The sequence below is a fragment of the Dyella amyloliquefaciens genome (assembly GCF_004296575.1).
Lineage (GTDB): Bacteria > Pseudomonadota > Gammaproteobacteria > Xanthomonadales > Rhodanobacteraceae > Dyella > Dyella amyloliquefaciens.
In genome coordinates, this window is sequence record NZ_SAYT01000002.1 from 751,687 (window position 1) to 768,021 (window position 16,335).

Consider the following 16,335-nt stretch of genomic DNA (forward strand, 5'->3'; position numbering starts at 1 on the left):
ACCCGGGCGCCCCCGCGAGGCAACGGTACCCGAGGCATCCCGGCGATCCGCATGGAGACTCGATCGACTGGTCAATGAATGCGCCCAGTTGGTGCTGACGTCTATGGCTCGGTCGTTGCGCCGATGACCCGACAGCGCCTGCAACGGTGCACTCCCCGAGCGAAGCGCATCGTTCTCAAGGTAGAAAAACCGAGGCAGTGACCCCGCCACCATCACGGCGGGCAAGCTGCAGCCGGCCGCCAATGGCGCTGGTCAGCTGTGCGGCAATCGCCAGTCCGAGCCCCGAGCCGCCCGTATCGCGATTACGAGAAGCCTCCAGCCGGTAGAACGGCTGCAACACTCGCTCAAGTTCCTCGTCGGGAATGCCGGGGCCACGATCGGAGACGGTGATGCATAACGCACCCTGCGGGTCGTGCTGTACACCGATCTCCGCCGAGCCGCCGTACTTGATCGCGTTGTCCACCAGATTGCCGAGCACGCGCCTCAGGGCCTGTGCGCGCACCGTGGGCGTGCCGTCGACGGGCCCAGACAGCGACACCGGCTGGCCGACGTCCTGGTAGTCGAACGCGAGACTTTCCAGGAAGGAACCGAGATTGATGCGTACAGGCTTCTCACTACCGCCATGCGCGCTGCGGGCGTATGCGAGGCCTTCGCGCACGAGATGTTCCAGCTCGCGCAGGTCGTCGAGCAGCTTGCGTTGCTCGATCGATTCGTCCAGCGCCTCCACATGCAGGCGCATGCGCGTAATCGGCGTCTGCAGGTCGTGCGAGATGGACGCCAGGATATGCAGGCGCTCCTTCAGATGCTGGGCGATGCGGTCCTGCATGGTGTTGAACGCCTGGGCCGCCCGCGCCACTTCGGTCGGTCCGTCCTGCGACATGCGCGGGCCGTCCGCGGTCGGCTTCATGGCATCGGCGGCATCCGCCAATGTCGCCAACGGGCGCGTGGCCAATCGCACGGCGAACCAGGTGCACAGCAGCACCAGGATCACCTGCAGCACGAACACGAACGGCAGCCAGGACGCTACGGGCTTCATGTGCGGCGTGATCTCCAGCGTCAGCGGCGTGCCATCGTGCAGGGTGAAGTGCACCTGGTAGCGCTCCGGCGACATGCCGATGGTGTTGCCGTATACGTGGTAAGCCGGTCCGACTTCGCGCGCGATCATGTCGACTGCACCGCGCGAACGCGCTGTCGTCAGCGAGTGCCCCGGTTCGCCCGCGCCCAGGATGTAGAAGTAGTTGTCGCGCTCCAGCCGATTGAGCCAGCGCGGGCGCTGGTCCGCGGGAAGATGGTCGAGCACGGCGACGGACGTGCCGACGTCTTGCTCCAGCGTGTTGAACATCACCGCCGTGGCGCTCTGCATGCGCTCCGCATACAGCAGCGCGAACGACAGGCCCTGCGCCAGCATCAGTCCGGCGAAGATGATGAGATACAGGCGCGCCGCCATGCTGGGTGGCAGCCAGTGGCGGCGTGGTGTGGCGGGCGTGCTCATGCGTCCGGTCCGTGCACGATCACCGGCATGCTGAAAACGTAGCCTTCGCTACGGACGGTCTTGATATAGGCCTGATCCTTGGCGCCATCGAGCAGGCGCTGGCGCAGGCGGCTCACCATCAGGTCGATGGAACGATCAAACAGTTCCGCATCGCGGCCCTGCGTTAGGTTGAGCAACTGGTCGCGCGACAGCACGCGCTGCGGATGATCGAGGAATACGCGCAGCAGGCGGAACTCCGCGCCGCTCAACGACACCACGGTGCCGTCCTCGTCCAGCAGGTGACGTGCCGACGTATCCAGGCGCCAGCGGCCGAAGGAGATACTTTCGCTGCTCTCGGTCACGCGCAGGTTCGGCGGCAGCATGCGCGTCCGGCGGATCACCGCCTTGATGCGGGCCAGCAGCTCGCGCGGCGAGAACGGCTTGGTGACGTAATCGTCGGCGCCCATTTCCAGGCCGATGATGCGGTCAGTCTCGTCATCGCGCGCGGTCAGCAGCACCACCGGCACATGGCGATGCTTGCCGCTGCGCAGGTTGCGGCAGAGCACCAGGCCATCGTCGCCCGGCATCATGATGTCGAGCACGATCAGGTCGAAGGCCGAGGTGTCCAGTTGCGCGAACATGTCCCGGCCATCGCTGGCCGGGCTCGCGCGCAGTCCGTTCTTGCGCAGGTAGTCGACGATGCCGGTGCGGATGCCGTGGTCGTCATCGACGACGAGGATGTGATCGACATGTTCCATGCCGTCTCCGTGGGTTGGATGGCGTGCGGTGGGGATGCTTCAGGCCTTGCCCAGCAGCTTGCGGACAGCGGCCTCGGTCTGCTCGTAGTTTCCCTCACCCGCGTGGCGATACACCACCTGTCCGTTGCGGTCGATCAGATAGATGGCCGGCCAGAACTGGTTGCCATAGGCGCTCCATACGCGCTGCTCGTTGTCCATGGCTACCGGGTAGGTAATGCCCAGGCGCTTGATGGCGGCCTTCAGGGCGGACGGATCGCGCTCTTCGTCGTACTCGGGCGTGTGGACGCCGACCACGACCAGGCCGTCGCCCGCGTAGCGCTCATACAGCCCCTCGGTGTGCGGCAGTACATGGAGGCAGTTGATGCATTCGCGGGTCCAGAACTCGACCAGCACCACCTTGCCCTTCAATTGATCCATGGACAGCGGTGACGAGTTGAACCAGCGCGTGGCGCCGTCGAAATCGGGGGCCGGTGCCTGGGCAACCGGCGTTCCCGCGTTGACGATGCTGCCGATACCGGTACCGGGCCAGGCGGCGAACAGGGCTGCCGTGAGGAAAAGAGTGGCGGCGACATAACGCAGGGAAAGCATGATGGGGTCTCCATAGGCAGTGGGCGCGCGGTGGTGCGCTTCCCGTGTGCATGCATTGGAACAACCCCGTTTATCCCGGACATGTCGCCCGACCCGGCTTTTTGTATCGTTTTGTACAAGCGCCCCAGGGTGCCCGCGAAGCCCGGCGCGGCGGCCTTGTATCGGAATGTATCAAGCGCCCGTCGCGACACATTGCGATGCGTTTTGGCGCGTCGCGGGACACATCGGGGATACGCGCCGACGGTTTCCTATGCACACCGGCTGATCACCAGCCCTGACCCCAGCCTCCCAAGGAAACCGCCATGACCAGTACCATCCTCTACACCGGCAAGACCCACACCACCGGCGGCCGCGAGGGCCAGAGCCGCAGCGACGACGGTCGCCTGGACGTGAAGCTTTCGACGCCCGGTTCCGCCGGCGCCGGCACCAACCCGGAGCAGCTGTTCGGCGCAGGCTGGTCGGCCTGCTTCATCGGCGCCATGACCCATGCGGCCCGCGCCAGCAAGATCGCCCTGCCCGCCGGCACCGCCGTGTCCGCCGAGATCGGCCTGGGCAATGGCGAGTCGGGCTACTTCCTGCAGGCGCATCTCACGGTATCGCTGCCGGGTCTGGATCGTGACGTGGCGCAGTCGCTGATCGATGCCGCGCACCAGACCTGCCCGTACTCCAAGGCGACGCGAGGAAACATCGACGTCGCGATCACGCTCGCCTGAGTGCGCCCGCCATCCACCCATCACACCCCATCATTCCTGGAGATCACCATGAACGTCCGGCTTCCGATCAAAACCTTTTCCTTCCGCAACCCGTCTATCAAGGCATGGTTGCTCGGTGCCCTGGCCTTCGGCGCCTCCGGCTTTGCGATGGCCGACGATGCCGCGCAGCAGCCGGCAGTAGCGACCTACCACGCAGCCCTGCAGGCCAAGGTCATCCCTGAACGACTCAACGGCGAGGCGGGTAATCGCGTCGACTGGAACGTGGACTATCCAAGCCAACTGGCGCCACAAGCCGTTTCAGAAACCAGCCGCAGGCCTGTCAGCAAGATGGATGGGATCGTGGAGACCTCGTCTCGCCATCCATGATGGCTGCCCGGGAGCAGAGTCGGCGCAGCCCTGCAGCGCCAACGCACCGGGAGGCGTGCGGTAGGCCCCTTCACGAACGCAGCACCCGCCTGTCCGCCTGCGTCGCCTCCCCCTGCACCTGCACCGGCACACGCCGCGCCAGCACGCCGGTCAGATCGGCACCAATGTCGATCTGCTGGTCTGCCAGCGATGCCACGCTGGTCCGATGGGAGACGACGACCAGGATCGTGTGCGGAAGCCGGGCCTTGAGTGTCGCGAGCACGCGCATCTCGGAGACGGCGTCCAGCGCGCTGGTGGCCTCGTCCAGGAGCGCGATGCAGGGCTGGCGCAGGATCACCTGGGCGAGCAGCAGGCGTTGCAGCTCACCACCGGACAGGCGGCAGGATGAGCTGTGCAGGTCGGTATCGAGTCCGCGCTGCGACGCGGCAAGGCGCTGATCCAGCCCCACGTCCCTGAGCACGTCGTGCAGCATTGCGTCGCTGGCGTCCGGGTCGGCCCAATGCAGGCAGTCGCGCACCGTTCGCTGCCAGGGACGCACGTTCTGGCTCACATAGGCACCGTTGCGCACGCGCTGTCGATACGCATCGAAGTCGATGTCGTGACCCGTCGCCTGCGCACGAAAGGCCTGAGGCTGGGACATGCCAGCCAGGACATCGATCAGGCTGCTTTTGCCGATGCCGGAATCGCCGGACACCAGCGTCATCTCGCCAGGCACCAGCCACAGCCCGTCCACCGTGACGCCCGCAGACGGAGGCGTGACGCACAGATGCGCGATATGCAAGGCATCGCGCCGGACGCTGGCCGGTGCCACGGGCAACGAGCCAAGCGCCGGCGCCATGCGCATATAGCGCTCGCGCAGTTCCAGCGCGGGTCCAGCCGAACGCAGTTGCTGGAAGCTCTGGCGCGTGGAAACGAGATAGGGAAGCAGGCGCCCGAGCAGCAGGCATATCGCGATAAGCGAAGCCTGGTTCACGCCGCGCCAGCGCTGCGCCAGCAGGAAGATGGCCGTGATGCCGCCAGCCGCCAGCAGTTCCAGTACGAAGCGTCCGCTCGCCACCAGCTCCAGTTGCCGCCGATAGCCATGGCCAAGGCTCGCGGAAATATCTGCATAGCTGGCCTTCTCCGCACTTTCGCGACCGAACGATCGCACGTGTCGAAGACGACGGGGAAAATCTTCGCTATGCCAGAACAACTGGGTCATGTCGGCCACATATCGACGTGCCACTTCCGACTGCTCGCGCCCGAACAGGCGCGATGCCAACAGGCCCACACCTGCCAACAGGGGAGCCGCCAATGCGAGTGTCGGCGACACCCATAACGCGAGCGCCAGGCTGACGGCACAGGTAAGGCCCGTCACCAGAAGTTGCTGCAACGCGCTCAGGCCTTGCACGATGACCTCGACATTGTGGGTGAGCACATTGGCGATTTCCGCGGAGGTGGCATCGGCCAGCGATGCCAGCGAGGCATCGATCAGACGCGCATGTACCTGCCGCCGCAAACGCATGCCATAGCTGCTGACCTGGCGCGCGCCACATCGCGCGGCCTGCCAACGCAGGACCGCGAAGCTGCCCATCGCCATGGCGAAGACGACGATACGCATGCCCATGCTGGCACCCATGCCGGGCAGATGAGAGGCGATGCGCAGCGGCTGATCCGGCTGGATCAGCGGCACGAGCGCCACGGCGGCGATGCCGCCCGCCAGTGCCGCCGCGAGGGACAGCACGACGTAGACGGCCAGCCCCGCCACGTCGGCGCGCGTGAGCGAGGCCCATACCAGGCGCCAGGTGTCATGGCTCCGGTCGTTCGTCCGAGAGGGATGGACCGCCATGTTCACTCACCCACGCTGCGATAGGACGTGATGGGCCGCGCCGAGTATTCCGTTGCCCGTCAAATGGCCTTGGCGGTGAGTGCCCGGTTCCGCCCAAACGGTTGCCTGCCCGTCAGGCGAGCAACGTCAGCAGGGCATCCACCGAAGCCTGGGGATGCACCCCGCGGCGCAGCTCATGCACTCCGAGTCGCGTGATGGTCTGCTGGAAGGTCGACCAGCCGGGCTGACCCGAGGCGTAGGGCTGATCATTGATCAATCGACCGGCGACAGTCTCGAGCGGCAGCGCTTGCAACAGGTGTTGGGGGTCGTCCGCTTTCCGGGCGGAAACGAATACCGCCCCGACGAGTTCGAGCGGACCGGAAGACATCGAAATCGGCGCCCGCCGCAGATCCGCTTCGTGCTTTACCACACCGCTGCGGCGGCGGATCACGGGCGCATCGCGTATCCATGAGCGCGCGGAGTCACCGCTGACAAAGCCGAGTGCATCGTCCTTCACGTGGAGAAAATTCGCGACGCCGGTGGCTAGCATGCTTTGGGGTTCGACGAAGACGGCATCCTCGGCAAGGAAGTCCAGCCCATGCAGCAGGCTGTGCAGAGCCAGCGTCGACTTGCCCGAACCGCTCGCGCCAAGCAGCACCAGCCCGCGTCCATGCCGCCCGACACAGGCGCCATGCAAAGGCACCAGGCCAAGCCGGCACGTGGCCATGGTAAACACCGCGAATTCGATGAGTTCGTAGCGCAGGTGATAGGGAAAGGCCAGCATGTCGCGCGAGACCACCACCAGCGCCCTTCCCTGCTCGGGCGACATCACCACATAGTTGCGTTCGTCCATCACGCCGCACAGCAACCCTGCGCCCGACTGCGCGCGCACGGCCGGTGGTTCGCCGGTCGTCGTCATTGACCGACCCGGCACGAGACGCAGCTCGATGTGGAACTCCGGAGCCGATACCGGCAACCGATGCGCCGGCAATCCCGCATAGGCCATCCGTACCAACTGCAGCAGTTCGGGGCTGTCGCTCTCGAAACGGAAATCGCCACCCATCAGGCTCGCAAGCACGACGTCGCGCTCGCCGACCCGTTCCTGAAAGGGGTCCAGGCTCGATTCACTGATACCGGGAAGCGAGGTCGTGGCCATGGTCGCGCCCTGGAAATTCCGTCGCCCGTGATAGCACATCACCGTGCAAACGGACATCCAAATATTTTTGAGCGCAAGGGCAACCCTCGCCTCGTGACAAGGCACTCACATCCAACTGAGCGATGAGCGCGGACGGCCGCCAGGCCGACTCCAGCGCCCGCCGACACCCGATTGAGGCTTCCCCGCAATGCTAAAGATCCAGGTCGGCCACTCCTATTACCTGAGGTTCGACCGGAAGCAGTGGGAGCGTGGCAAGCCCTACCCGCCACTGGCGACCATCCAGGTCGCGGCCCTGCTGCGGCGGATGGGGCACGCCGTAGCCCTGTTCGACGCCATGCTCGCAGAAGGCGAGGCCTCGTTTGCGGCCAACGTGCATGCGCAGCAGCCCGATGTCGTCGTGCTCTACGAAGACAACTTCAACTACCTCACCAAGATGTGTCTCGCGCGCATGCGCGAGGCGGCCTGCCAGATGATCGGTGATGCCCGCGCCACCGGTGCGCGAGTGATCGTCGCGGGGTCCGATGCCTCCGACCAACCCGAGGCTTTCCTCGCCGCGGGCGCGCATGCCGTGCTCATCGGCGAAGGCGTCGCGCCGCTGATCGAGCTGATGGAACGACTCGAACGCAACCCGGCCATCGACACCCCGTCATGGGTATCCGGCATTGCCGGCGTGGCTTCGCTGGACAGCGGCGAAACGCGCCTTACGCGTGTGGGCGTGCTGCCGCCCGATCCACGTATCGTCGGCCATCCGGCGTGGGACCTGGTCGACGTCGATCGCTACCGTACGATGTGGCAGGAGCGGCACGGCTATTTCAGCCTCAACATGGCGGCTTCGCGCGGATGTCCATTCCGTTGCAACTGGTGCGCCAAGCCGATCTGGGGCAACCACTACAACCGCCGCACCGCGCAGGATGTCGCCGAGGAGATGAGTCATCTCAAGACGACCTTCCATCCTGACCATATCTGGATGGCGGATGACATCTTCGGTTTCCATGTGAACTGGGTGGAGGAGTTCGCGCAGCACCTCACCGCAGTCGATGGCTCCGTCCCCTTCACCATCCAGACGCGTGCCGATCTGATCAGCGAACGGATGGCTGCCGCCCTGAAACAGGCGGGTTGCGCGGAAGCATGGCTGGGCGCCGAAAGTGGCAGCCAACGCGTACTGGATCGCATGAACAAGGGCACCCATGTCGCCGACCTGATCGCCGCTCGCGAACGCCTCGGTGCACTCGGCATCCGCGTCGGCTTCTTCATCCAGCTTGGCTATATGGGCGAACAACTGGTCGACCTGCTGGCGACACGCGAGCTGATCGAACGGGCGGCGCCGGACGACATCGGCGTGAGCGTGTCGTATCCGCTGCCGGGAACCAAGTTCTACGAGCAGGTGAAGGCGCAGCTTGGCGAGAAGACGCATTGGCGCGAAAGCAACGACCTGGCGATGATGTTCCGCGGCGCCTACGACTCCGATTTCTATCGCAGCTTCCGCGACCTGCTGCATGAACAGGTCGCCTTGCAACAAGCCATGGCCACCGGGCAACGACAGGACGAGCGCACAAGGATGGCGCTTGAGGCTCGCTGGGATATGCTGATCGCCACGGAAGTCGAGCACCGCACGGAGGGCGCGCCGGTCATGCCGCTGATCGCTCCGCAGGGCAAGGCCCAGGCATCGCTCTGAGAGCCGACGCATGCTGCCCCCGCTCAAGACCATCAAGAACGGCTTGCATCGCACCACCGAGGCACTGGCGGCGGAGCTGGCAAAACCGGGCACGCCAACGCCCGATTGGAATGCGCTCGAATGGCGACTGGCCTCGGTGTCGGCCGTGGTGCACGGTGTATCGCCCCTGCTCAGCCAACGCTGCACGTGGCAGGCACCGGATTGGCAGCCGTTTCTCGCAGCACAGTGCGAGCATGTCGAGCAGCGACACCGGCGAGTTGCGACGCTGTTGCAACAGATCGACCTGGCTGCGCGCTCCGCAGGCGTGGCCATCGTTCCGCTGAAAGGCAGCGCCCTGCATGCCATGGGCCTCTACGTGCCTGGCGAACGCCCCATGGCCGATATCGACCTGCTGGTGCGCGAAGCCGATGCGGCAGAAGCTTCGCGGTTGCTGCAGGATCTTTGCTATGTGGAATCGTTCAATGCGTGGAAGCACCGTGTGTTCAAGCCGCATGGGGCTGAGCCACGGGCCGTGCTGGGTGAACACCGTGACACGCCGATCAATGTCGAGCTGCATATCCGTATCCAGGAACGTCTTCCCGTCTCTCCGGTAGACATTTCGGGGCGGGTCCATCCGTCTCAGCCTCACGCTGGTCTGAATGCCTATCCATCGACCGCTGCGTTGATGAGTCATTTGCTGCTGCACGCGGCGGGAAATATCTGCAATCGCAGTTTCCGCCTCCTTCATATGCACGACATCGCCCTTCTATCGACGCGCATGACACCTGATGACTGGCACAACTGTCTCGACGAACGTCTCTCGGGACCGGCATGGTGGGCGCTACCGCCGCTGACGCTGGTGGCGCGCTATTACCAGGGCGTTGTTCCCGAGGCCGTTCTGGAACGGCTGCACGCCACCTGCCCATCGATCTTGAGGATCATCTCGCGCCATCAGACCCTCACGCAGGTGTCCTGCTCCGATCTGTGGCTGCATGCATTCTCCGGCATCGAATGGTCGCGCTCGCTCACCGAAGTGACGCTCTACCTGAGGAACCGTATCCGCCCGCCCCAGGGAGCGGTCAACGAACGCAATGACATGGCACGTACCCAACTGTGGCTGAGGGACCAGCCATGGGTCACCGCACCACAGAAGCGGCGCGTGCTGACCTGGCTGACCCAGCCTGTGCCGCGCATGGACACGATGTATGCGGTGCGCGCTGCCCTGGAGCCCTCTGCAGCCTGATCCACCACGTCAGCCGTCGAGACCGCCCGTGAGCAACTGCAGGTACAGCGTCTCGAACGACTTCGCGGTGTAGTCCGCATCTTCCAGCATGGCCTTGCGTTGTGCTGCCAGGGCCATACGCAATCGCAGCGGTTCGTCAGTGAGCACCCGCGCGATGGCGCCTGCAAGCGCCGACCAGTCGCCAACCGGCACCGCGAGCGCTGCCTTGGGCGACCATTCGGCGATATGCCCCACCTCCGTGCCGACCGTAGGGACCCCGACAGCCGCCGCCTCGAGCAGTACCAGCGGCCCCGCTTCGTGGCATGACGACATCACCAACAGGTCGGCCCGCTCCATCAGCGGACGCAGTTCGCGCTGTGTCTTGAAGCCGAGCAGGCGGACATGGCGTTCCAGGTCAAGCTGGCGAACCAGCTGATGAACCTCGCCATGCAGCGTGTCCACGCCGACGATATCCATGCTGAACGCAACGCCCTTTCGCGCCAACACGGCGAGCGCGCGCAGCAGGGTCGCCTGGTCCTTGACGCGGTTGAGGCTGGCGACGTGAATCAGCTTCGCGGTGCCGTGATGGCGCTCGCGCGGACACAACGGTGGCCAGGAACGCAGATCGACGCCGAGCGGTACGCGGCGTCCCTGGATACGCAGCTTCCGCAGCGAATCGACGATGGGCCGGCTTGCCCCGGTGACGATGTCCGCAGCGCGCAGCACCACGGCCTCCCGCATCCGGCCTTTCCAGCGCCGACGCCCGCCGTAGTCGATCTCGTCCATCGCCACGAGTTCCCCGCCGGCGACATGCACCAGGCTGGGCAGGCCCAGCAGCCTCGCCGCCGCTACCGCCACGAGTCCACACGATCCGGAGAAGATCGCATGCACGAGGTCGAACGGTCCGCGGCGATGTTCCTCGCGGATCGCCGCAATCGCACGGATACGCGACCAGCCATCGCCAATGTTGTGCACGGTGGCACCGGACAAGCCCCAGCGGTCCGCCGCCGGCTCCTGACGCAGCGCAAAGACATGGACTTCATGCACGCGGGCCAGCCGCTCGATCAATGCCAGCAGCACGGGAATCACGCGGAACTCGCCCGTACGGTCCACGCCACCCGGCACCACCAGCGCGAGCTTCACGAGGCCCTCCGCCACCGTTGCTGGATGACTTGCGCATAGGCGCGCGTCCACAGGCGCCCCACGGTATCGAACGATAGCGATGCATCGAAATGGGCGCGCACGCGGTCACGCGGCAGGTCATTCGTGCCAGCGCGAATCAACGCGGCAGCCAGGGCCGATGCGTCGCCCCGTGGCCACAGATGTCCGACCGTGCCGTTCGCGGTGAATGCGCGGAATGACGGAATGTCCGTGACCACCGGCCTGACGCCACAGGCCATCGCCTCGAGCAGCGCGTAGCCACTACCTTCCACGTGGCTGGCCGAGATGTACAGGTCGGCAGCGCGCATCAGCGATTCCACGAGCGCGTGGGCCACCTTGCCCATGAGGTGCACGCGACCCGCCAGTCGCGCATCGGCGTCGATGCAGCGCCGCACGTCTTCCATCAACGGCGCGCTGCCGAAAGCGCACCACAGATGCAGCTCCGGCAGGTGAGGCACCGCCTGGGCGATGCCTTCGAGCATGGTCAATGGGTCCTTGTTGCGATTGAGGTGACCCACCCAGAGCACACAGGGATCGCCGTACAGACCCGTCGCCAGTCGCGCCTGCGCCTGGCTGCCCGGCGTGAAGTGGCTGCTGGACTCGGGTATGGCGAAGAGCGGGGTCGACGTCCCGAACAAACCGGCTTCGATGAACGGGCGCGCCTGTTCCAGTGCGGTGAACGCCACGCCGGAAGCCACTCCATACCAGCGGCGCCATAGTGGTCGCCGCCACCAGCGCGGCGGACGATTGGCATGATCCTGCAGCACGATGGGCACCTGTGGCAGGTGCCCGGCCAGGGCGAAGGTTTCCTCTGCAAACCCCAACCCGTTCACGTGGATCACATCGACATCCAGTGCTTCGAGCAGACGGGCCACGAGGTGACCACGATCCACAGGCCGCTTCGCGCCATCGATGCTGGCGAACCGATAGTCGACACCGTGCCGTTCCACCCGCTCCGAACGCAGCGCCAGCTGGATCACCGAAACACGCGTGCCGCTGGCACACACCGCCTCGGCCACGTTCGGCAACGACGGCCAGTGATGAAACACCTCGTCCGGCCCCCATTCCAGTGGAGGGACCACGAAATTGATCTGCGCAACATGCACGGAGCCCACCGATTCAGAGTCCCGAGACCTGCGGCATGCGCAGCCGCACCAGACGGTTGGCGAGATCGAGCTCCCATGGGCGGTCGTAGCGGCGGTAGCGATAACGCCACGCCGCCGCCGTGCTAAGCGCCCGCTTGGCCCACGGTGGCGAGCGCATGTCCTGCACGGTGGGATAGCGGCAACGCAGCACCGTCACAAAATCATGGATGCGCTGGCGCATGCGGTCGGTCAGCCACGGCGCATCGGCATGGCACGTGTAATTGACCCATCGCGGCTGGGCCCACTCTTCCACGGTCGTGGGAAAAACCACAGGCTCGCCGTTGAGATCGAGCAGTGGCGCCGAGGGTCGCCTGGCGCGGTCCTTTTCGTTGCGGCTGAATTCCGGCAGCGGCGTGTAGACGTAGACCACGACCTCGCTGTGCGGATTGATCTTCTTCAACTCGCGGATGAACTCGAAGGTATGTTCGGTTTCCTCTTCGGTGTTTTCCGGGGGCGCGACCATGAAGGACAGCTCGGGAATCACCCCGTTTCGCCGGCACGCCTCGACCGCCGCGACGGTCTGATCGGGTCGCGTGCCCTTGCGGATGTCCTTGAGCATCTGGCCACTGGGCGATTCCGCACCGATGTAGGCCATGCGCAGCCGGCTCTTGCGCACCAGCTTCCAGGCCCGGTCGGACAGCTTGAGCAAGGCATCGGAGCGTGCATAGCACCACCATGGCATCTCATGGCGCGCCATGACTTCGAGCAGCGGGATCATGTCTTCCTCGCGGTCGAAGAAATTGTGGTCGAAGTACTGCACCGAGTCGGCGCCCAACTCGTACTTGAGATAACTCAGGTCGCGGTCGAGCCGCTCTGCCGACGACAGCATCGTCGTGCCACCGAACATCGCCGCCACGCCACAGAACGTGCAGCGGAACCGGCAACCGATCGCGGCCTGGTGCGCTGCCGTGCGTCTGCCGAGATAAGTGCGTGCGAGATAGCCACGTGGATCGCCGAGCTTTTCGTAGGGCAGCACGCGCCCGGGGTCGGCATGGCTAAAGCGGCGCGGTGCATTGTGGATCGTGGCACCACCTCGCTTCCACGATAGTCCATCGATACCGGCGACATCGGGCACCGCCGCCTTGCCCAGCGCCGCGACCAGTTCGCTGAAGGTCTGCTCGCCCTGGCCGCGGATGGCGTAGTCGACATACGGCGCCGCGAGCGCCGCTTCGGTGTTGAGCGTCGGAAAATAGCCTCCCCAGGTGATCGGCACCCGGGGATGGCGCGCGCGGATGGCCTTGGACAGCGCGATGGCCGGCGCCAGCTGCGGGCCACCCATCACGCTGATGCCCACGGCATGGAAGCGCTCGCTTTCCATCGCGCGCAGCGCTTCGTTGACCACATCGCGGTCGACGTTGCCGTCGACGATGCGGCTGCGACCTGTCCGGTCCAACGTCGCGGCGAGGTTCAGCAGCGACAGCGGGAATCGCGCGCTGGAGCGGGAGGTGATGGTCGGGTTGATCAGCAGTGTGTTGGTCATGGGCGTGATCCGGGCAACCGTCAGGGCAGCCGCCTCAGCTGGAAGACGATGGTCACAGGCACCTGCAGTGCCATCGGGTCGAAGCGCGCTCCGTCGGGTACGTCCGAGGGGTCGAGCATGGGTTCGACCACCTCCTCGATCTCCAGGCCGAGCGCCGCACAGGCTGCGTGCCAATGGCTGTACAGATGGGTGATGTGTCGTATCGCGTAACGCTGACCACCCGACTTGAAGTCGCGCAGCCAACCCAGCGCGTGCCCGATCGGGTGCACGTCGCTGCACAACAACAGACCGCCGGGACGCGTCACGCGGCGCAGTTCCGCCAGCGGGCGCTCCAGGTTGTCGATATGTCCGAGCACCAGCCCGCTCAACGTGAGATCGGCCCAGGCGTTCGGCATCGGCAAGGCGGCAAGATCGCCCTGCACCAGCTCGATCACGGCATCGCCCCGCACACCGGCCAGCTCCTCGCCAGCACGATCGAGCATTGCCGGCGACGCATCCACGCCGGTGACGCGTGTCGCGCCACGGCGCAGCGCATGCAACATGTACCGGCCGCTGCCGCAGCCAGCGTCGAGCACGGAATAGCCCTCCAGGCGTGCGGGCAGCAGGGCAAGCATCGCCCGCTCTTCCGCAAGCATCACCGGGTTGTGGGCCCGCGCCGGATAATTCGGTGCCCACAACGCATACGCTTCGAGCGGATCGAGTATCGGTGGACGCGACATCACTGCTGCACCTCCATCCTCAGGTCATACACCTGGCCTGGGCGTGCAGGCACCGCTTCGAGTCCCGGCTCCATCGCCATCAGCGCAGGCTCCGCCAGCTCGCGTGCAATCAGCTTGGGCCGTCCATCCAGCATGACCGGAACGACATCGATGCCCGCGGCATCGAACCACTCGGCAAAGTCGGGATCGGCAATACGCGGAAGGCCCTCGCGCACCACGGCTCGAATGTTGCTGCGATCGATGCCGAGCAGGCTGTCGGCGGCGGCACCACCCTTGTCCTCCACGATAAACATGTCCGCGGGCGCTCCCGGCATCAGGCTTCCGCGCGAGCCCAGGCGCAGGAGGCGCGATGCCTCGGTCGTCACCAGTGCAAGCAGCTGCGCCGAGGAGAGCTCCCCCTGCGCCATCGCGACATGCAATTCTTCAAGCAGATCGCGTGCACCGCTCAAGCGCGAATCGGTGCCCAGCGTGAGGCAACCCGCAGCGTGCAGGCGCCGTGGCTCGAGCGTGGCGCCGAGCAGGTTGAGGTTGCTCGACGGGCACCACACCACGCTCGCACCCACCTCGACGATACGTTCGATGTCGCGCTCATGCAGGCCCACCCCATGAATCAGCACCGAGTTCGCCGCGAGGCAACCCAGCTGGTCCAGCAGGGACAACTCGGACTGTGCGGCTTCGTCGGTGCCCTCCGCGAGGTGGATCATCCACGGCTTGTCGGGTGGCGTCGCCGCGAAGCTGTCCTTCACCGGCGGTCCGTAGCTGGGCCAGCCGAGCGCGTAGCTCCAGCCATGCCCTCGTACCAGGGCCACGGGAAAATCGGCGGCATCCAGCACCGGGTGCCATGGATCGTGATGCGCCACGCACGTCGTGCCGGCCAGCAGGTTCTTCAGTGCGCCATGCCGCATGCGAAGAGCCTTGGGATGCCGCAAGACGGCGGCCACCGTCGCCTGCTCGAAATGCGACTGGAAGGCTTCGATCCAGGCGTAGCTGTTGGCGAACGGTGCATCGTGCGCCAGCGGTGGCACCGCGTTGACATGCAGGTGATCGTGCGCGTTGATCAGGCCGGGAAACACCAGGTGACCGCGCAGGTCGACCCGGTAAGCCCAGGATGCCGGCGAGGATGCTACGCGACCTTCGCGAATCGACAGCGGCGCACGCGAAACGCTGCCCGGAAGGACGATCCCCGCACGTTGCAGGCTGACGCTTGGTGTCGGCGGCAAGGTGTCCATCGGCTCACCGCCGACGCATCACGATGAGGAAATGGTCGCCCATGTCGCGCAGCAGCGGCAGGCCACCCAAGCGGTCATCCAGCCACCCCAGCCTCTCGCACCAGCGGCGATGGCGGCGGTAGTAGTCGACCAGATACGGTGGCGGCAGGAACAAGCTCAGTGCGCGGTAGCCATCGAGCGCGAAGTGTTCGGCGAAGGCACGATAGAACTCGCGTGGCAGGTAGTAGTACGTCCAGATCGTGTGGCGATTCATGCCCACCGCGGTGGCGCCACGACTGGCACGCACGCCTGCCCTTTTGAGGCGACCGCGCAACGCGTAATGCATCACTTCCCACGGGCAGATGCGACCGATGACAGAAAAGACCAGGTGGCCGCCAGGCTTGAGCAATCGAGCGCATTCACCCGCGACGGATTGCATGTCGGGCACGCAATTGAGGGGTCCGAAGTTCGAGTAGATGCCATCGAACTGCTCCTGGAGCTGGCCGAGCTGTTGTATGCCCAGGTGCGCGACCGTCACCCGGGACTCCAGCCCGGCAACGGCGGCACGCGACCTCGTGCGCCCGACCATCTGAGGGGACCAGTCGGTGGCGGCCACCTGGTAACCACACCGCGCGAATTCGATGGCATCGATGCCGGTGCCACAGCCGAGGTCGAGCAGGCTGGAACCCACGGGAATCTTTTCAAGCACGGTCTCCCACAGGGAAACCCGCATGCGCTGGATCAGTTCGTTGTTGCCGCGCGGCCCGTCGTAGTCGGCTGCCACGCTGTCGAAAGCGCGCTGGGTATCGAGCAGCTGGCCTTCATCCAGCGGCGACGTCCAGACAGCCCGGCGCTCCATCCGCACGACGGCGCCCTCCTGCCCGCTA

Annotated in this window: 15 protein-coding genes; 4 read left to right on the forward strand and 11 right to left on the reverse strand. The window is 65.6% G+C overall.

The window, feature by feature from the left end:
- Nucleotides 1-175: 175 nt before the first annotated feature.
- From EPB08_RS07910 to EPB08_RS07920, 3 genes are read right to left on the reverse strand one after another with little or no spacing between them, the layout of a single operon-like run.
- Nucleotides 176-1,492 (reverse strand): sensor histidine kinase, encoded by a 1,317-nt coding sequence (locus tag EPB08_RS07910; protein WP_130618504.1) that lies wholly within the window; start codon nucleotides 1,490-1,492, stop codon nucleotides 176-178.
- Nucleotides 1,489-2,229: a response regulator gene (locus EPB08_RS07915; protein WP_130618505.1), complete on the reverse strand. Its 741-nt coding sequence runs from the start codon at nucleotides 2,227-2,229 to the stop codon at nucleotides 1,489-1,491. Before EPB08_RS07915 ends, EPB08_RS07910 begins: the two co-directional genes overlap by 4 nt.
- A 39-nt stretch (nucleotides 2,230-2,268) precedes the next feature.
- Nucleotides 2,269-2,817: a redoxin family protein gene (locus EPB08_RS07920; protein WP_130618506.1), complete on the reverse strand. Its 549-nt coding sequence runs from the start codon at nucleotides 2,815-2,817 to the stop codon at nucleotides 2,269-2,271.
- A 302-nt stretch (nucleotides 2,818-3,119) separates the two neighbouring features.
- Here EPB08_RS07920 and EPB08_RS07925 point away from each other — a divergent pair, with 302 nt between their 5' ends.
- Together EPB08_RS07925 and EPB08_RS07930 are read left to right on the forward strand one after the other, a co-directional pair.
- Nucleotides 3,120-3,530, forward strand: a complete 411-nt coding sequence (locus EPB08_RS07925) for an organic hydroperoxide resistance protein (protein WP_130618507.1) — start codon at nucleotides 3,120-3,122, stop codon at nucleotides 3,528-3,530.
- 48 nt (nucleotides 3,531-3,578) lie between these two features.
- Nucleotides 3,579-3,896, forward strand: coding sequence for a hypothetical protein (locus EPB08_RS07930; RefSeq protein WP_130618508.1), 318 nt, complete (start codon nucleotides 3,579-3,581; stop codon nucleotides 3,894-3,896).
- Between the two features lie 70 nt (nucleotides 3,897-3,966).
- On the opposite strand, the gene EPB08_RS07935 is transcribed toward EPB08_RS07930, so the two are convergent.
- Together EPB08_RS07935 and EPB08_RS07940 are read right to left on the reverse strand one after the other, a co-directional pair.
- Nucleotides 3,967-5,724, reverse strand: a complete 1,758-nt coding sequence (locus EPB08_RS07935; RefSeq protein WP_130618509.1) for an ATP-binding cassette domain-containing protein — start codon at nucleotides 5,722-5,724, stop codon at nucleotides 3,967-3,969.
- Nucleotides 5,725-5,836: 112 nt separating this feature from the next.
- Nucleotides 5,837-6,898, reverse strand: coding sequence for a phosphoenolpyruvate carboxykinase (ATP) (locus EPB08_RS07940; RefSeq protein WP_130618659.1), 1,062 nt, complete (start codon nucleotides 6,896-6,898; stop codon nucleotides 5,837-5,839).
- Between the two features lie 148 nt (nucleotides 6,899-7,046).
- Here EPB08_RS07940 and EPB08_RS07945 point away from each other — a divergent pair, with 148 nt between their 5' ends.
- Together EPB08_RS07945 and EPB08_RS07950 are read left to right on the forward strand one after the other, a co-directional pair.
- Entirely contained in the window at nucleotides 7,047-8,534 is a 1,488-nt protein-coding gene (locus EPB08_RS07945) for a B12-binding domain-containing radical SAM protein (RefSeq protein ID WP_130618510.1), read from the forward strand.
- A 10-nt stretch (nucleotides 8,535-8,544) separates the two neighbouring features.
- On the forward strand, nucleotides 8,545-9,756 hold the full coding sequence (locus EPB08_RS07950) for a nucleotidyltransferase family protein (RefSeq protein WP_130618511.1): 1,212 nt from the start codon (nucleotides 8,545-8,547) through the stop codon (nucleotides 9,754-9,756).
- Between the two features lie 9 nt (nucleotides 9,757-9,765).
- Here the strand turns inward: EPB08_RS07950 and EPB08_RS07955 are convergent, their stop codons facing one another.
- From EPB08_RS07955 to EPB08_RS07980, 6 genes are read right to left on the reverse strand one after another with little or no spacing between them, the layout of a single operon-like run.
- Nucleotides 9,766-10,878, reverse strand: a complete 1,113-nt coding sequence (locus EPB08_RS07955) for a glycosyltransferase family 4 protein (RefSeq protein ID WP_130618512.1) — start codon at nucleotides 10,876-10,878, stop codon at nucleotides 9,766-9,768.
- Nucleotides 10,875-12,002 carry a glycosyltransferase family 4 protein gene (locus tag EPB08_RS07960; protein WP_130618513.1) on the reverse strand — a complete coding sequence of 376 codons (1,128 nt, stop codon included), beginning with the start codon at nucleotides 12,000-12,002 and terminating at the stop codon, nucleotides 10,875-10,877. The genes EPB08_RS07955 and EPB08_RS07960 overlap by 4 nt, the downstream gene beginning before the upstream one ends.
- Before the next feature lie 13 nt (nucleotides 12,003-12,015).
- Complete coding sequence (locus tag EPB08_RS07965; protein WP_130618514.1) at nucleotides 12,016-13,521, reverse strand: B12-binding domain-containing radical SAM protein; 1,506 nt, start codon at nucleotides 13,519-13,521, stop codon at nucleotides 12,016-12,018.
- Nucleotides 13,522-13,541: 20 nt separating this feature from the next.
- Nucleotides 13,542-14,240 carry a class I SAM-dependent methyltransferase gene (locus EPB08_RS07970; protein WP_130618515.1) on the reverse strand — a complete coding sequence of 233 codons (699 nt, stop codon included), beginning with the start codon at nucleotides 14,238-14,240 and terminating at the stop codon, nucleotides 13,542-13,544.
- Nucleotides 14,240-15,469 carry an amidohydrolase family protein gene (locus EPB08_RS07975; protein ID WP_130618516.1) on the reverse strand — a complete coding sequence of 410 codons (1,230 nt, stop codon included), beginning with the start codon at nucleotides 15,467-15,469 and terminating at the stop codon, nucleotides 14,240-14,242. The genes EPB08_RS07970 and EPB08_RS07975 overlap by 1 nt, the downstream gene beginning before the upstream one ends.
- 4 nt (nucleotides 15,470-15,473) lie before the next feature.
- Nucleotides 15,474-16,307 carry a class I SAM-dependent methyltransferase gene (locus EPB08_RS07980; protein ID WP_130618660.1) on the reverse strand — a complete coding sequence of 278 codons (834 nt, stop codon included), beginning with the start codon at nucleotides 16,305-16,307 and terminating at the stop codon, nucleotides 15,474-15,476.
- Nucleotides 16,308-16,335 lie beyond the last annotated feature (28 nt).

What these genes read in the sequence shown, in the direction of transcription:
- EPB08_RS07910 (WP_130618504.1), bottom strand. Translation starts at nt 1,492, where the DNA reads ATGAGCACGCCCGCCACACCACGCCGCCACTGGCTGCCACCCAGCATG.
- EPB08_RS07915 (WP_130618505.1), bottom strand. Translation starts at nt 2,229, where the DNA reads ATGGAACATGTCGATCACATCCTCGTCGTCGATGACGACCACGGCATC.
- EPB08_RS07920 (WP_130618506.1), bottom strand. Translation starts at nt 2,817, where the DNA reads ATGCTTTCCCTGCGTTATGTCGCCGCCACTCTTTTCCTCACGGCAGCC.
- EPB08_RS07925 (WP_130618507.1), top strand. Translation starts at nt 3,120, where the DNA reads ATGACCAGTACCATCCTCTACACCGGCAAGACCCACACCACCGGCGGC.
- EPB08_RS07930 (WP_130618508.1), top strand. Translation starts at nt 3,579, where the DNA reads ATGAACGTCCGGCTTCCGATCAAAACCTTTTCCTTCCGCAACCCGTCT.
- EPB08_RS07935 (WP_130618509.1), bottom strand. Translation starts at nt 5,724, where the DNA reads ATGGCGGTCCATCCCTCTCGGACGAACGACCGGAGCCATGACACCTGG.
- EPB08_RS07940 (WP_130618659.1), bottom strand. Translation starts at nt 6,898, where the DNA reads ATGTGCTATCACGGGCGACGGAATTTCCAGGGCGCGACCATGGCCACG.
- EPB08_RS07945 (WP_130618510.1), top strand. Translation starts at nt 7,047, where the DNA reads ATGCTAAAGATCCAGGTCGGCCACTCCTATTACCTGAGGTTCGACCGG.
- EPB08_RS07950 (WP_130618511.1), top strand. Translation starts at nt 8,545, where the DNA reads ATGCTGCCCCCGCTCAAGACCATCAAGAACGGCTTGCATCGCACCACC.
- EPB08_RS07965 (WP_130618514.1), bottom strand. Translation starts at nt 13,521, where the DNA reads ATGACCAACACACTGCTGATCAACCCGACCATCACCTCCCGCTCCAGC.
- EPB08_RS07970 (WP_130618515.1), bottom strand. Translation starts at nt 14,240, where the DNA reads ATGTCGCGTCCACCGATACTCGATCCGCTCGAAGCGTATGCGTTGTGG.
- EPB08_RS07975 (WP_130618516.1), bottom strand. Translation starts at nt 15,469, where the DNA reads ATGGACACCTTGCCGCCGACACCAAGCGTCAGCCTGCAACGTGCGGGG.
- EPB08_RS07980 (WP_130618660.1), bottom strand. Translation starts at nt 16,307, where the DNA reads ATGGAGCGCCGGGCTGTCTGGACGTCGCCGCTGGATGAAGGCCAGCTG.